Source organism: Tanticharoenia sakaeratensis NBRC 103193 (assembly GCF_000963885.1).
GTDB lineage: Bacteria > Pseudomonadota > Alphaproteobacteria > Acetobacterales > Acetobacteraceae > Tanticharoenia > Tanticharoenia sakaeratensis.
In genome coordinates this window covers 1-12,906 of sequence record NZ_BALE01000027.1, presented here as the reverse complement: position 1 = coordinate 12,906, position 12,906 = coordinate 1, and the positions used below count along the sequence as shown (strand labels likewise).

The window sequence follows — 12,906 nt, the reverse complement described above, 5'->3', positions numbered from 1 at the left end:
TCCTGTCACGCCACAGAATCAGCGTTCAGTGGAGCCGCTCTAGTTCGGCTTCGCCATGCCATCCTGCGGAGCGGCCATCGCGTTGTCACGGCTCATGTTGTCGTGGGACATTGCGTTCTTTTTCATGTCGTCATGCTTCTTCATACCGTCGTGGGACATGCCGTTATGCGTCATCGCATTTGGGGCCATCGTGTCGTGCGCCATGCCATTCTTCGACATGCTGTCATGTGCCATCGAGTTTGGCGCCATCTGGTTCGGAGCCATGGCATCGTGCGACATGGCGCCCTGTGCGCGAGCGACGCCACCCAGAGCGACGGCGGACGAGAAAGCGGCGGCAATCGCGATATTGCGAATGAACATGGTCATTTCCTGATCTGTTGGTGATGTGGAGGAGGAAACATTCCGCCTCTCTGTTCTATTCTTCGATGAGGCACGTCGTCGGGTTACAGGGACGCGTCTTTTTTTATGACCCGCCAAACCAGTCGTAGCCCTGATCCTCCCAGTAGCCGCCGGGAAAGCGATTGGTGACTTCGATGGACGCGAGATATTTCGGGTTCTTGTAGCCGAGCTTTGTTGGAATCCTGACCTTCATCGGCGCGCCATAGGCAGGCGGAAGGGCATGATCTCCATAATCCAGCGCCAGAATGGTCTGCGGATGCAGCGCGGTCGCCATGTCGATGCTGGTCGAATAATCGTCAAAGCAGCGAAAATTGACATATTTCGCGCGAAGATCCGCGCCGACCCGTTGCAGGAACATCGAAAGCGGCACACCGGACCAGTCGCCGATCGCACTCCATCCCTCGACGCAGATATGGCGTGTAATTTGCCGTTTCTGCGGCAGCGCGCGGAACTGCGCGAGCGTCCACGGGCGTCTGTCCGACACCAGACCGCCGACTTCCAGGCGCCAGCCTGCGGGATCGACGGTGCGAATTGCGCTCTCGTCATAATAGGCGTTGTACGGGAAAGGATGCGTGATCCTGGATGCGTCGAACTCCCGCGCGAGACGCTGGCGGCTGAACAGCAGGGCCTGCATCCTGTCGGTGAAACGCGACATTGCGCTGAGCGCGCGCTCCACGGAGGGCTCGTCGTCCAGCGCACAGCCGGACAGCATCGACAGTCCACCGAGCGACAGGGCGCCTTTGAGCATCAGACGGCGTTCGATCCGTCGCAGTTCGGGAGCGATCGCCGAGCGATCGAGGCGATGTTGGCTCATCGGGCGGCTCCCTTCTGAACGCTCGCTTCCGGCGCCGCGCTCGGATGACGGCCGAACACCATGCCGAACAGGGTCGACGGCACGAGCAGGGCAAGCGCGATGTGAATAAAGAGAAAGGCGACGATCAGCGTCATCATCGCGACATGAATGCGGCGGGCGACATCGTAACCGCCGAACAGCCATGTCAGCCATCCAAGCTGTACCGGCTTCCAGATCGACAGCCCGCTTGCAACGGTCAGCAGGGCGACAATCAGCACGCCGGTATAAAGCAGCCGCTGGACAGCGTTGTAATGACCGGCGGCATGGGACAGCCTGCAGCGCAGCGCCTGCGCCATATCACGACCGATGGCGCGCGGGCCGACGGGCCGCAGATCGCGGCGGAAATGCCCCGACAGCACGCCATACCCCATGTAAACGACGCCGGCAGCCATCAGCACCCACATCGCCGCGAAATGCCAGGCGATCCCGCTGCCCAGCCAGCCACCCAACGTGGCCCAGGCCGGGAATTCGAAAGGCAGAATGGGCGAAGCATTATAGATCTGCCAGCCACTGCCGATCATGGCGAGCATCGACAATGCGCCGATCCAGTGGGTGATGCGAATAACGGGCGATGGCGTGCGACGCGGTCGCACGCGGCGTGATGAGAGCATGTCCGGGCTTTCCGACTGAATGGTCAGGCGTTGATGCGGATGCGTTCGTCGGTCAGGCGCGAAAGGTTACAGTTTTCGCCATCTCCTGACGGAAATAAAAAATTTCCTATCCGCGTAACCGGACAGGGAATTTTCGCGAAGAACGCTGTGACAACCCAAAGCAAGGGGGACACAACATGACATCCCGCCGCCAGTTCTTTCTTGCCGCCGTTGCCATGGCGGCATTCGGCCGCGCACGGGCCACCGGGCATTATCCCGTCACGCATACCGACGCCGAATGGCACCGCCTGCTGACGCCCGCGCAATACAATGTGCTGCGCGAGGCAGGCACCGAAATGCCGTATTCGAGCCCATTGCTGACCGAGCATCGCCCCGGCCGCTTCGCCTGTGCCGGATGCGACACGGCAGCCTTCGACGCCCGCACGAAATTCGACAGCGGCACCGGCTGGCCGAGTTTCGACAGCGCCCTGCCGCACGCCGTGCAGGAACGTGGCGATGACAGCCTGGGCATGGAACGCACGGAGGTGCGGTGCGCGACCTGCGGCAGTCATCTCGGCCACGTGTTCGATGACGGACCGCAGCCAACGGGCCTGCGCTACTGCATGAACGGCGTGGCACTTTCATTCCATACGGCCTGAAGGAACTGGAATCATGACACGATCAGGACTTTTCGGCGTTTCCCTGGTGGCGCTGACCACATTCGGCGCTGCCTGCCACACGGCAATGGGCGAGCCTGGCCCCCGTATTCTTCCGGCGCCCGTTCTGGCGGAACCGGCACCCGCGACGCACCATGCAAGCGCCGTCTTCGCGGGTGGCTGCTTCTGGGGCGTGCAGAGCGTGTTCGAACATGTCCGTGGCGTGACCGCGACCCGCGCGGGTTTCGACGGCGGCGCGCGCGACACGGCGGATTATGAGACCGTCAGCAGCGGCGATACAGGACACGCAGAGTCAGTTGAAGTCGATTTCGATCCGACGCAGGTCAGCTACGGCACGCTGATGCGCATCTTCTTCTCCGTCGCACTCGACCCGACGCAGGTGAACCGCCAGCTTCCGGATGACGGCACGCAATATCGCTCCGTACTCTATACCCGCTCCACAGAACAGGCACGGGAAGCGCACGCCTATATCGCGCAGCTCGATGCGGCGCATGTCTTCGCGCGGCCCATCGCAACGCAGGTGACGCCGGATCATGGATTCTACCCGGCCGAGGCGGATCACCAAAATTTCGCGGCCCGCTATCCGGATCACCCATATATCGCTACATACGACGCACCACGGATCGAGGCGCTGCACGCGTTGTTCGCATCGTCTTGGCGCCCGCAGCCCGTGCTGACGCTGGCCGACGATGGCGGGAGCTGACTCTCGCCGTAAGCAGGGATGGAGGGTTCGTGACGGAAGCGGATTGGAGCCGCTGGATGGCCGCGGCTCAGGCCGGCGATGCCGACGCCTATCGCCGCGTGCTCGCCGAGGCGCAGGCATGGCTGAGACGCTTCTTTCTCCGGCGCCTGCCGCTATCCATGGTTGACGATGCCGTGCAGGACACGCTGCTGGCCGTTCACGAGAAACGGCATACATTCAATCCGTCCCAGAAGTTCGGTCCCTGGATCGCGGCGATCGCCCGATACAAATGGATCGACCGGTTGCGGGCCGCCAGCCGGGTGGACGATGCGCCGCTCGACGACGACCTGCCGGTGCAGGACCATGAGGAGCAGGTGACGACGGCCTATGCGCTGGAGCGCCTGCTCGGGCAGTTGAAGCCCGCGCAGGCGGAGGTCATTCGTCTCGTCAAGCTGCGCGGGTTGAGTATCGAGGAGGCGGCACGCCGAACAGGACAGTCCGCCACGCTGGTCAAGGTCAACATTCATCGCGGTCTGAACCGCATGAATGCTTTAGTAATGCGAGGTAGTGATGTCGACTGATCCCCTGATCGATCGGCTCGCGACCGGCCTGCGGCCCGTCAGACGGCGGACGCCGTGGCGGGACGCGACGATCCTGTTGGCGCTGGGCGTGATCGAGATCGTCTTCGTGCTGAAGCTGGGCCTGATGCGTCCGGACATGCCGCACGCCATGGGAATGCCGAGCTTCTGGTGGAAGGCCGCAAGCCTGGCCGTGATTGCCGCCGTCGGCGGGACGACGGCGCTCCTGTCGCTCGATCCCACACGCTCACCGCGACGAGGTCTGCGCATCGTGGGCATGCTCGCCCTCGCGGCACTCGTGCTCGGCTGGCTGGTGGACGTGCTTCAGGCCGGTCCCACCGTGTTCTGGCAGCGGCTCGATCCGACGCACGGCATCGTCTGCGCGCGGAAGATCGTGGAATTGTCTCTGCCGGCGGTGCTGGCACTCGGCCTGTTCGCGCGGCGCGGCGCACCGGTGGATGCGCGCGGCACGGCTTGGGCAGTCGGCATCGCCGCCGCGGCCTTTGGCGCGCTGGCCTTCGCGCTGGCCTGTCCGTTCGACGACCCGCTCTATGTCGCCGTTTGGTATTCGGCGGCATGCGGCGTCGTGACACTCGTGACGCGTCTGATCCTGCCGCCGCTGACCCGCTGGTAGGGTGAACGCCGCCATCCGGATCCGGACGGCGGCTGGTTTTCAGCGGGATCGGTCCACGAAATATCAGCCCTGGGCAAGCCGATCCTGCGTTTTCGTCTCGAAGTCAGACGCATCATGGCGTTCGTGCAGCTGGCTTGAGGGCTCGCCGACCATACGGTTGACCATGCGACCACGCCGGACAGCCGGGCGTTCCAGCAGCCGGTCCGCCCAGGCCCGGACATGCGGATAGTCCTGTACGTTCAGGAACGTGGCGGCATCGTTATACATCCAGCCCTCCACGAGGCCGCCATACCACGGGAAGATCGCCATGTCGGCAATCGTGTAGTCGTCGCCCGCGATGAACGGGCTTTCGGCAAGTCGCCGGTTGAGAACGTCGAGCTGACGCTTGGCCTCCATGGTGAAGCGGTTGATCGCGTATTCGATTTTCTCCGGCGCATAGACATAAAAATGCCCGAAGCCGCCGCCGATATACGGCCCGCTGCCGACCTGCCAGAACAGCCAGTTGAGACACGCCGTTCGACCCGCGATATTCTTCGGCAGGAACGCATCGAATTTCTCGGCAAGATATAGCAGGATGGAGCCGGATTCGAACACGTTCAGCGGCCTGTCCAGACTATGATCCACGAGCGCCGGGATCTTGGAATTCGGGTTCACGTCGGTAAAACCGGAACCGAATTGATCGCTCTCCCCGATCTTGATCAGCCACGCATCATACTCGGCGCCAGCATGGCCTGCCGCCAGCAGCTCTTCCAGCATGATCGTGACCTTCACGCCGTTCGGCGTTCCCAGCGAGTAGAGCTGAAGCGGATGGCGGCCGACTGGAAGCGCCTTCTCATGCGTAGGGCCTGCAACCGGGCGATTGGTTCCGGCAAATTTGCCGCCGTTGGGCGCATCCCAGGACCAGACTTTCGGCGGCACATACGGACTGGACGGGGCCATTGGACGATCCTTTCGCGATTACAGCGGGAAATTCGAGGGAAACAGGGCGCGACGGGCCTGTTCGTCCATCTCGGTTTTGAAGTCGTGTGTGGTCATGAGCGTCCCGACGCGCCCGACAGCGGGACGCCCGGCCATACGGGTCATGAACGCGGTCAGGTTCGGCCAGCGCGCGAGGGCGCGGTCGTCCTTCAGCACGCGCGGCACGCGATCGAGCCATCCCCAGGCGGACATATCGACGATGGTGTAGGACTCGCCGACGAAGAACGTCCGGTCCTTCATGCGGTCGTCGAGAATTTGAAGATGGCGCTCCGCCTCGCGGCGATAGCGGTTGATAGCGTAATCTAGGCCTTCCGGGGCGGCATACTGGAAATGCACCGCCTGCCCGAAATACGGACCGATCCCGGTCGCGACGAGCATCAGCCACGAAAGCAGTTCGGGCCTGTCGGCGTCGGTGCCGAGGAACTGTCCCGTCTTTTCGCCCAGGTAGAGCAGGATGGCTGTGGAATCGAAGACCTGCGTCTCCGGACCGCCCGGGCCATTCGTATCGACGATGGCGGGAACCTTGCCGTTCGGATTGATTTTCAAAAACCACGCCGCATGCTGTTCGCCCTTGCGGGTATCGACCGGAATGGCCTCGTAGGGCAGCCCGGCCTCTTCGAGAAACAGAGCGACCTTGGCGGGGTTGGGCGTCGGGTGAAAATAGAAGCGGATCATGAGAATTCCCGTATCTTCGAGGGGATGCCACTTGCTGCGGAGTCCCCACTGGCGGTGCGGAGTGCTCAGATTCCAGTAGCGCCGCCGTCGACGATCAGGTCAATGCCCGCGATATAGCTGCTTTCGCTGGACGCGAGGAACAGCGCTGCCGCAGCGAGTTCTTCCGGCCGGCCCAGACGCTGCATCGGCACAGCGGAAGCCCATTTCGCGCGCACGGCGTCTGCGCCGTCCGGCGTATCGGCCTGGCCGTCCATGATCGGAGTATCGAACGGGCCGGGGCTGATGGCGTTCACCCGGATGCCACGCCCCAGAAGTTCGGCCGTCCATGTTCTGACGAAGCTGCGGACGGCGGCCTTGCTGGCGCTGTAGGTTCCGTAACCCGGCACGCCCTTGTTCGCCGCGATGGACGACAGGATGATGACCGAACTTCCTTCCGTCAGAAGCGGTAACGCCCGCTCGACGGTGAAATAGAGACCGCGCACGTTCACATCGAACGTTCGGTCGAAATTCTCTTCCGTCGCGTGATCGAGCGTCTGAGGCAGGACGATGCCGGAATTGGCGACGAGGACGTCGATCCGGCCCTTGTCCTGTCGGATCTTGTCGAACAGGCGGTCGAGATCGGCGTTGTCGCGGACGTCGCCCTGGATGCCTTCGGCATTGGCCCCAAGCGAGGCGACCGCGCTGTCGAGTTCGGCCTGTCGGCGCCCGGTGATATAGACGAAAGCGCCTTCGTCGACGAAGCGGCGGGCCGTGGCGAGGCCAAGACCGCTGTTACCGCCCGTGACGAGTGCGATTTTTCCCTCAAGCTTGCTCATGGAACCTCCTGTTCAAAGCAGGCCGCGATGGCCCGTGTAGTTGCTCTTCTTGTCGAGGCCGCGCTCGGCGACGATTTTCGTCGCGATCAGCATGACGCCCGAGATGGCTGGAAATCCGACATAGGGGAGCATCTGGATCAGCGCCTCCTCGATTTCATCCAGCGGCATGCCGTGATCGAGCGCGAAATTCATATGCAGACCGAATTCGTGCGGCTGGCGCAACGCCACCATGACCGTCATGGTGATGAGGCTTCTGCGCGCCTGATCGAGGCCGTTGCGGGTCCAGATATTGCCAAAAACATGATCGACGGCGTATCCGGCGATGTCGGAGCCGAACGTGTTGGACGCGGCGGCGGCGGCAAGGCGCTCCGACTGCTCTGGACCCATCAGGGCGAGCGTTGCGGCGTTGCCTTTTTCTCTCGGTGTCATGGTCTGGGTGTGCCTTGTATTATGGGGCCGGGTATCGTGGGGCCAGGTCGGCGCGCAGCCGATCCGGCCCAGTGTACCGTGCTGATCAGGCCGTGACGTTCGCCGCCTTGCGCAGGGCCGGCAGCATGTCCTCGGGCTCCGGACGGCGGGTGTAGTCCGGGTTGACCTCGGCATAGAGGATCATGCCATCCTGGCCGATCACGAAGCGGCCCGGCATCGGCAGGGTCCAGCTGTCGTCACCGTTGAAGCCCGGCAGGTCGTTTTTCAGGTTCTGGTAGAGTTCAACCAGATAATCCGGCAGAGCGAAACGCAGGCCGAATTTCGCGGCGACATCGTTATGCGTGTCCGACAGGATCGGGAAATCAAGCGCGTTCTGGCGCACCGACTTGCGGCTGTTGACCGCCGTCTGCGGCGAGATGGCGATCAGGTTCGCGCCGAGTTCGCGGAACGACGGCAGGGCGGCTTCGAGCGCCTGCAGTTCCATGTTGCAGTATGGGCACCAGACACCGCGATAGAAGCTCACGACCAGCGGGCCCTTCGCCAGAAGATCGGCGGAGGAAACGGGATTGCCTTCCGGATCGTTCAGCGTGAAACCCGGGGCCCTGTCACCGGCCTTGAGCGCCTTCTCGGCAGCACCGGCGGCAATCAGTTCGGCAGTGGCACGGTGCATCACCTCGATGACCGCATGCGGCACGTTATAGGGCGGCTTGCCGGCTTCGAAATCGGCCTTGAAAGCATCGAGTTTTGCCTGAAGTGACATGGTCGTTTCCTTTGTCAGTCGTTGCGATATGCTTGAGATAGAGCGGTCTGCTGCATGGGGGATGACGGCTCGGACGACTATCGGTCGTTCCGGGCCGGAATGGGGTCTCAACCCACGGATTCAAGCGCCGGATAATCGGTGTAGCCATGCGCATCGCCGCCGTAGAAGGTCGAACGGTCATAAGGGTTCAGCGGCAGATTGCGCCGCAGACGCTCCGGCAGATCGGGGTTGCTGATGAACGCCCGCCCGAAAGCGACGGCATCGGCGTCGCCCGCCCGGATGATCGCCTCGGCACTGGCGCCATCGAAACCGCCGGCGGCGATGAGCGTGCCGCTGAACGCACCGCGCAAATGCCGGGCTGCGACCGCATCGCTCTCGGCGATCAGTTCTGTGCCCTTGATGCGCGGCTCGACGACGTGGAGATAGGCGATGCCCATTTCGTCCAGCTTCTCCGCGACATAGCCGAAGGTCTCCTGCGGGTTGCTGTCGGACATCGAACCGTAAGTGCCGCTTGGGCTCAGCCGCACGCCGACACGATCCGCGCCCCACACATCGATGGCCGCCTGCGTCACTTCCAGCAGGAAACGCGCGCGGTTTTCGATCGGGCCGCCATATTCATCGGTGCGGTGGTTGGTGCCGTCCTGCAAAAACTGGTCGGGCAGGTAACCATTCGCACCGTGGATTTCCACACCGTCGAAACCGGCCGCTTTCGCACGCGCCGCGCCCTGGCAGAACTGCTCGATCACGCCGGGAATTTCATGAAGCGCCAGCGCGCGCGGCATCGAGAACGGCGCCGGCCCGTTCGGCGTGTAGGCATCGCCTTCCGCCTGGATGGCGGAGGGTGCCACGGGCGCGCCACCGTCCGGCTGAAGATCGCGGTGGGACTGCCGTCCGACATGCCAGAGCTGCATGACGATCCTGCCGCCGCCGGCATGCACGGCGTCGGTCACCGTGCGCCAGCCCTCGATCTGCGCATCGTCGTAAATGCCGGGCGCCCCGGCATAACCATATCCCTCCCGCGCGACAGGCGTGGCTTCAGACACGATGAGGCCACCGTGCGATGTGCGCTGGGTGTAATATTCGCGCATGAGCGCACCGGCCTTGTCGCCGGGTTCCGAACGCATGCGGGTGAGCGGCGCCATGACGACCCGATGGTCGAGCGACAGCGCGCCCGCCCTGAAAGGCGTGAAAAGCATGGACATGATGTTTTCCTCGGTGGAGATGATGTCAGTCTTGCGGGACAAGCGCTTCAACACGGGCGATGCCGCGTTGCACGGCCGGGCGTGCTGCGACCGTTTCGTACCAGCGGGCGACATGCGGCGCGTCGCTGAAGGTGATGTTGGGAAAGCCACGACGCCACAGCCAGCCGAAATGGGCGATATCCGCGATGGTGAAGTCCTCCCCGGCAACGAAAGGGCGGTCCGCCAGCACGCCGTCGAGCACGCCCAGCGTGCGTGTTGCTTCGGCGGCGAAACGCTCGATGGCAAGGGGCTGAGGCTCGGCGGCGAAGCGCTGGAAGAAGCCGGACTGGCCGAAAGCCGGGCTCAGACCGGACGCGTGAAAGAAAAGCTGCTCGAAAACGCGGGCACGCTCTTCCCCGCTGGTCGGCAGAAGCCGCCCGGTTTTCTCGGCGAGATAAACGAGGATCGCCGCTGATTCCGTGAGGACGAACGGATCGCCGCTCTCGGGCGTGTCGACGAGGACCGGCACCTTGCCGTTGGGATTCAGCCTGAGGAACTCTGGCATCTTCTGTTCGCCTTTGCGGACATTGACGCCATGCAGCGTATAGGGAAGTCCCAGTTCTTCCAGCGCGATCGGCACCTTGACGCTGTTGGGCGTCGCGAAAGCATAGACATCAAGCATCGTCGTTTTCTCCTTCTTGGCGGGCTTGCGGGCTGGAGAGGGCATGCCCGACCAACGCCAGCAGGGCATGAAGCGGGCTGCCGGTGAGCTGGAAGGCAAGCATGCCGTGCGCGATGGCCGGTTCGGACGCTGCGACAATGAAGGGTCCGAACATCGGGTCTTCTTTCTCTCTGGCCCGGCCTGTCCGGGTGAAGGAGACGATATCGTCCATGCCGCTCGACATGGCAGTCGTCTCGGGGCGATAAAGGTCATTCCTCGGAGGAATGGCATGGACCGATATCAGGCAATGACCACGTTTGTGCGCGTGGTGGAGACGGGCTCGTTCTCAGCCGCGGCGCGTCAGCTTGGCGTGGGGCAGCCGGCGGTCTCCAAGACCGTGGCGCAGCTTGAGGCCCGGCTTCAGGTCAGCTTGCTGATCCGCACGACACACGGCCTGACGCCGACCGAGGCCGGGCAGAACTTCTATGAACGCGCGCGCAATGCCATCCAGGAGGCGGACGAGGCGGAACTCGCCGCCAGGGGGGCAGGCATCGGGCTGTCCGGGCGATTGCGGGTGTCGGCAGCGACGACGTTTTCGCGCCTGCATGTGATTCCGAAATTGCCTGAGTTTCTGGCGGCGCATCCGCAACTCGATGTCGATTTCCTCCTCGACGACCGGATGATCGATCTCGTGGCGGAGGGTGTCGATATCTCCCTGCGCATGGGCGCGCTTTCCGATTCCACGGCCGTTGCGAGAAAAATCGCAACCGGCCGGCGATCGGTCATCGCAACGCCTGCATATCTGGCGCGTGCGGGATTGCCGCGGCACCCTGCAGATCTCGCGAACCATGACACCGTCATGTACAGTCAACTGCCGAGCGTCTGGTCGTTCACGCGGGACGGGGCGGCGGTGTCGGTTTCCGTCTCGGGACGGTTGCGCGTCAGCGCCGCCGAAGGATTGCGCGCAGCGATATTGGCGGACATGGGCCTGACCATCACGTCGGACTGGATGTTCGCGCCGGAACTGGAACGCGGCGCCGTCGTGCGGGTGCTGGAAGGGTGGTCGTTGCCCCCCATCGATCTCTGGGCCGTTTTTCCGGCCGGTCGCATGATGACCGCGAAGGCACGCCAGTTCGCAGGCTTTGTTGAGGATCTGATGAATTCGATGGTGTAAGCGGTCTCGCAGGCAATTTTCAGAATGGACGCTCTACCCGACGACAACACTGGCATGTCGTTTTACATATGCAAGCGCCATGTCGATGGCGAGTTCTAATGGACGGGTTTCGCGGCTCGTTTTCGCCAGAATTATTCCACCCTGGACCGCCGCGACCATCGCCACCGCCACAGCGGCAACATCCGTATCCGAGTCCAGCTGACCGATCTGCCGCATCCGGCGCAAGCCATTCTCGATGACGTTGCTCCAGTCTGAAAAGCTCTGCCTGAGCTGAAGCCTTGCCTCTTCCGACTGTGTGGACAACTCGCTGGCAAGCGAGCCGATCGGGCAGCCACCGATTCCGCTACTGGCCCGAAACGCTGCGATAATCATGTCGCCCCATGCACGCAAGGCGACGAAGGAATCCAGCGCGCCGAGGAAGCTTGCGTTGGCGGCCAGGATCCGACTGGTTTGCAGGTCGATGACGTCGCGAATGAGCGCCTGTTTATTGGCAAAGTAATGATAAAGCTGGGATTTGCTTGTGTTCGTTACGTCCATCACAGTGTCGAGGCTCACGTTTTCAGCACCGTGCAGATAGATCAACTCGGCGGCGGCCTCGATGATACGCTGTTTTGTCACCGCGCCACGGGGCGTCAAAGGGCGGTTTGCGATCGTTCTCTCGCGGGTCATGGTTCAATTCCAATGCAATGGACTGGACAGTCCATTGCAGAAATCGCATGTCACGACGCCATCGTCCATATCAACGAGGAAGAAAATGACAGGACAGCTCAAAAACGGGGATATGTTCCCGGATCTCGTGATCCCGAAGGTCGGAGGAGACGCGCTGCGTCCGGCGAACGACCTCAACGGAAAATATCGGATTATCCTGATCTATCGGGGTTACTGGTGCCCGTTCTGCAATGAACAGATCGCCGCATTTGCGCAGGCCGCTGACGCCTTGTCGGAGGCTGAAATCGACGTCATGGCGTTCTCGGTGGATGACGAAGCGGCGTCGGCGGCGTTTGCTGCGAAACATCACTGGCCATTTCCAATGGGCCATTCCGTTGACGTTGAGACAATCGTCGAAAGCACCGGGGCCTATGACATGCGCCATCCCGAACGCGGTCATTTTCTGGAAACGACCGGATTTGTGTTGGCGCCAGATGGCTCTATCGTGAACGCCGTGTATTCGACCCGGGCCATCGGGCGGCTTGTTCCGGGAGACGTGATCCGGTTGGTCGCGTTTATGCGTTCGTTGTCGAAATAAAATGTCGGTCCAGATTCCAGGATGCGGTCCTGAAAATCTCGATAGTGTGCCCAGTTCCGGAAGAAAGGGCACTCGGCGTCATGCCGGGCGCCCGAAAGTCACGACGCGTTGCTGGCCGGTTTCGTCCATTCATTCCCCTTCATGAAATCGTCGAGGGGGGTGTGGACAATGTGGTTGGTGTAATTGCTTATCACCTTGGTGGCGACGCCCAGCACAACCTCAAGCACGTTGCGGCGGGTGAAACCGGCATTGATAAAAGCGTCGACATCGGCATCGGCGACCTGGCCGCGATTGCGGACGACCAACGTCGTGAAGTGATGGAGTGCTTCCAGCTTTGCATCCGGCAAGGGCTTACCGGCACGCAAAGCCTCAATCACGGCCGCTTCCATCTTCTGCATTTTGGCCAGTGTCGTATGACCGGCCATGCAGTAACGGCAATCATTCTCATAGTTCGAGGTGAGGTAAACGACCTGCTGCTCATGAGCGGTCAGTGTCGTCTTGGAAAACAGATCCCAGAGTGCCGTATAACCTGCTAGAGCCGTTCCACGTTAATCCGGTTCATATCCTGCTGCTT

General features: G+C 62.4%; 19 protein-coding genes. 6 read left to right on the top strand and 13 right to left on the bottom strand.

Features of this window, described 5'->3' with window-relative positions; translation table 11 throughout:
- Positions 1-39: 39 nt before the first annotated feature.
- The 3 genes from B8446_RS09765 to B8446_RS09755 form a co-directional block, all read right to left on the bottom strand.
- On the bottom strand, positions 40-360 hold the full coding sequence (locus B8446_RS09765) for a pentapeptide MXKDX repeat protein (RefSeq protein ID WP_048849178.1): 321 nt from the start codon (positions 358-360) through the stop codon (positions 40-42).
- 103 nt (positions 361-463) lie between these two features.
- Positions 464-1,213, bottom strand: coding sequence for a molybdopterin-dependent oxidoreductase (locus tag B8446_RS09760; protein WP_048849177.1), 750 nt, complete (start codon positions 1,211-1,213; stop codon positions 464-466).
- Entirely contained in the window at positions 1,210-1,863 is a 654-nt protein-coding gene (locus B8446_RS09755) for a cytochrome b/b6 domain-containing protein (protein ID WP_048849176.1), read from the bottom strand. The genes B8446_RS09760 and B8446_RS09755 overlap by 4 nt, the downstream gene beginning before the upstream one ends.
- Before the next feature lie 176 nt (positions 1,864-2,039).
- Here B8446_RS09755 and msrB point away from each other — a divergent pair, with 176 nt between their 5' ends.
- From msrB to B8446_RS09735, 4 genes are read left to right on the top strand one after another with little or no spacing between them, the layout of a single operon-like run.
- The gene (gene msrB / locus B8446_RS09750) at positions 2,040-2,501 is read left to right on the top strand and encodes a peptide-methionine (R)-S-oxide reductase MsrB (protein ID WP_048849175.1); all 462 of its coding nucleotides are present in this window, start codon (positions 2,040-2,042) and stop codon (positions 2,499-2,501) included.
- A 13-nt stretch (positions 2,502-2,514) separates the two neighbouring features.
- A complete protein-coding gene (msrA, locus tag B8446_RS09745; protein WP_048849174.1) occupies positions 2,515-3,222 on the top strand; it encodes a peptide-methionine (S)-S-oxide reductase MsrA in 708 nt (235 codons plus the stop codon).
- Positions 3,223-3,251: 29 nt separating this feature from the next.
- On the top strand, positions 3,252-3,782 hold the full coding sequence (locus B8446_RS09740) for a sigma-70 family RNA polymerase sigma factor (protein ID WP_048849173.1): 531 nt from the start codon (positions 3,252-3,254) through the stop codon (positions 3,780-3,782).
- Entirely contained in the window at positions 3,772-4,413 is a 642-nt protein-coding gene (locus tag B8446_RS09735) for an NrsF family protein (RefSeq protein WP_048849172.1), read from the top strand. Before B8446_RS09740 ends, B8446_RS09735 begins: the two co-directional genes overlap by 11 nt.
- Before the next feature lie 63 nt (positions 4,414-4,476).
- Here B8446_RS09735 and yghU read toward each other — a convergent pair whose 3' ends face one another.
- From yghU to B8446_RS09695, 8 genes are all read right to left on the bottom strand, one after another.
- Positions 4,477-5,352 carry a glutathione-dependent disulfide-bond oxidoreductase gene (gene yghU / locus B8446_RS09730; protein WP_048849171.1) on the bottom strand — a complete coding sequence of 292 codons (876 nt, stop codon included), beginning with the start codon at positions 5,350-5,352 and terminating at the stop codon, positions 4,477-4,479.
- A gap of 18 nt (positions 5,353-5,370) precedes the next feature.
- Positions 5,371-6,066 (bottom strand): glutathione S-transferase family protein, encoded by a 696-nt coding sequence (locus tag B8446_RS09725; protein WP_048849170.1) that lies wholly within the window; start codon positions 6,064-6,066, stop codon positions 5,371-5,373.
- Between the two features lie 65 nt (positions 6,067-6,131).
- Complete coding sequence (locus B8446_RS09720; protein WP_048849169.1) at positions 6,132-6,881, bottom strand: SDR family NAD(P)-dependent oxidoreductase; 750 nt, start codon at positions 6,879-6,881, stop codon at positions 6,132-6,134.
- 12 nt (positions 6,882-6,893) lie between these two features.
- A complete protein-coding gene (locus B8446_RS09715; RefSeq protein ID WP_048849168.1) occupies positions 6,894-7,310 on the bottom strand; it encodes a carboxymuconolactone decarboxylase family protein in 417 nt (138 codons plus the stop codon).
- A gap of 85 nt (positions 7,311-7,395) precedes the next feature.
- Positions 7,396-8,070, bottom strand: coding sequence for a peroxiredoxin-like family protein (locus B8446_RS09710; protein ID WP_048849167.1), 675 nt, complete (start codon positions 8,068-8,070; stop codon positions 7,396-7,398).
- A 107-nt stretch (positions 8,071-8,177) separates the two neighbouring features.
- Positions 8,178-9,272, bottom strand: a complete 1,095-nt coding sequence (locus B8446_RS09705) for an alkene reductase (RefSeq protein WP_048849180.1) — start codon at positions 9,270-9,272, stop codon at positions 8,178-8,180.
- A gap of 25 nt (positions 9,273-9,297) precedes the next feature.
- A complete protein-coding gene (locus B8446_RS09700; RefSeq protein WP_048849166.1) occupies positions 9,298-9,933 on the bottom strand; it encodes a glutathione S-transferase family protein in 636 nt (211 codons plus the stop codon).
- Positions 9,926-10,144, bottom strand: coding sequence for a hypothetical protein (locus tag B8446_RS09695; protein WP_148505942.1), 219 nt, complete (start codon positions 10,142-10,144; stop codon positions 9,926-9,928). Before B8446_RS09695 ends, B8446_RS09700 begins: the two co-directional genes overlap by 8 nt.
- Positions 10,145-10,201: 57 nt before the next feature.
- Between B8446_RS09695 and B8446_RS09690 the strand changes: the two genes are divergently transcribed.
- Complete coding sequence (locus B8446_RS09690) at positions 10,202-11,086, top strand: LysR family transcriptional regulator (protein WP_048849164.1); 885 nt, start codon at positions 10,202-10,204, stop codon at positions 11,084-11,086.
- Positions 11,087-11,119: 33 nt separating this feature from the next.
- On the opposite strand, the gene B8446_RS09685 is transcribed toward B8446_RS09690, so the two are convergent.
- Positions 11,120-11,755 (bottom strand): TetR/AcrR family transcriptional regulator, encoded by a 636-nt coding sequence (locus B8446_RS09685; protein ID WP_048849163.1) that lies wholly within the window; start codon positions 11,753-11,755, stop codon positions 11,120-11,122.
- 85 nt (positions 11,756-11,840) lie between these two features.
- Here B8446_RS09685 and B8446_RS09680 point away from each other — a divergent pair, with 85 nt between their 5' ends.
- On the top strand, positions 11,841-12,332 hold the full coding sequence (locus B8446_RS09680) for a redoxin domain-containing protein (RefSeq protein ID WP_048849162.1): 492 nt from the start codon (positions 11,841-11,843) through the stop codon (positions 12,330-12,332).
- A gap of 98 nt (positions 12,333-12,430) precedes the next feature.
- Here B8446_RS09680 and B8446_RS09675 read toward each other — a convergent pair whose 3' ends face one another.
- Entirely contained in the window at positions 12,431-12,841 is a 411-nt protein-coding gene (locus B8446_RS09675) for a carboxymuconolactone decarboxylase family protein (protein ID WP_264921901.1), read from the bottom strand.
- Between the last annotated feature and the right edge of the window lie 65 nt (positions 12,842-12,906).

Coding starts and splice junctions, on each gene's coding strand:
- B8446_RS09695 (WP_148505942.1), bottom strand. CDS start 10,144: ATGGACGATATCGTCTCCTTCACCCGGACAGGCCGGGCCAGAGAGAAA.
- B8446_RS09680 (WP_048849162.1), top strand. CDS start 11,841: ATGACAGGACAGCTCAAAAACGGGGATATGTTCCCGGATCTCGTGATC.
- B8446_RS09765 (WP_048849178.1), bottom strand. CDS start 360: ATGTTCATTCGCAATATCGCGATTGCCGCCGCTTTCTCGTCCGCCGTC.
- B8446_RS09715 (WP_048849168.1), bottom strand. CDS start 7,310: ATGACACCGAGAGAAAAAGGCAACGCCGCAACGCTCGCCCTGATGGGT.
- B8446_RS09735 (WP_048849172.1), top strand. CDS start 3,772: ATGTCGACTGATCCCCTGATCGATCGGCTCGCGACCGGCCTGCGGCCC.
- B8446_RS09720 (WP_048849169.1), bottom strand. CDS start 6,881: ATGAGCAAGCTTGAGGGAAAAATCGCACTCGTCACGGGCGGTAACAGC.
- B8446_RS09725 (WP_048849170.1), bottom strand. CDS start 6,066: ATGATCCGCTTCTATTTTCACCCGACGCCCAACCCCGCCAAGGTCGCT.
- B8446_RS09700 (WP_048849166.1), bottom strand. CDS start 9,933: ATGCTTGATGTCTATGCTTTCGCGACGCCCAACAGCGTCAAGGTGCCG.
- B8446_RS09685 (WP_048849163.1), bottom strand. CDS start 11,755: ATGACCCGCGAGAGAACGATCGCAAACCGCCCTTTGACGCCCCGTGGC.
- msrB (WP_048849175.1), top strand. CDS start 2,040: ATGACATCCCGCCGCCAGTTCTTTCTTGCCGCCGTTGCCATGGCGGCA.
- B8446_RS09690 (WP_048849164.1), top strand. CDS start 10,202: ATGGACCGATATCAGGCAATGACCACGTTTGTGCGCGTGGTGGAGACG.
- B8446_RS09705 (WP_048849180.1), bottom strand. CDS start 9,272: ATGTCCATGCTTTTCACGCCTTTCAGGGCGGGCGCGCTGTCGCTCGAC.
- B8446_RS09710 (WP_048849167.1), bottom strand. CDS start 8,070: ATGTCACTTCAGGCAAAACTCGATGCTTTCAAGGCCGATTTCGAAGCC.
- B8446_RS09755 (WP_048849176.1), bottom strand. CDS start 1,863: ATGCTCTCATCACGCCGCGTGCGACCGCGTCGCACGCCATCGCCCGTT.
- B8446_RS09760 (WP_048849177.1), bottom strand. CDS start 1,213: ATGAGCCAACATCGCCTCGATCGCTCGGCGATCGCTCCCGAACTGCGA.
- yghU (WP_048849171.1), bottom strand. CDS start 5,352: ATGGCCCCGTCCAGTCCGTATGTGCCGCCGAAAGTCTGGTCCTGGGAT.
- msrA (WP_048849174.1), top strand. CDS start 2,515: ATGACACGATCAGGACTTTTCGGCGTTTCCCTGGTGGCGCTGACCACA.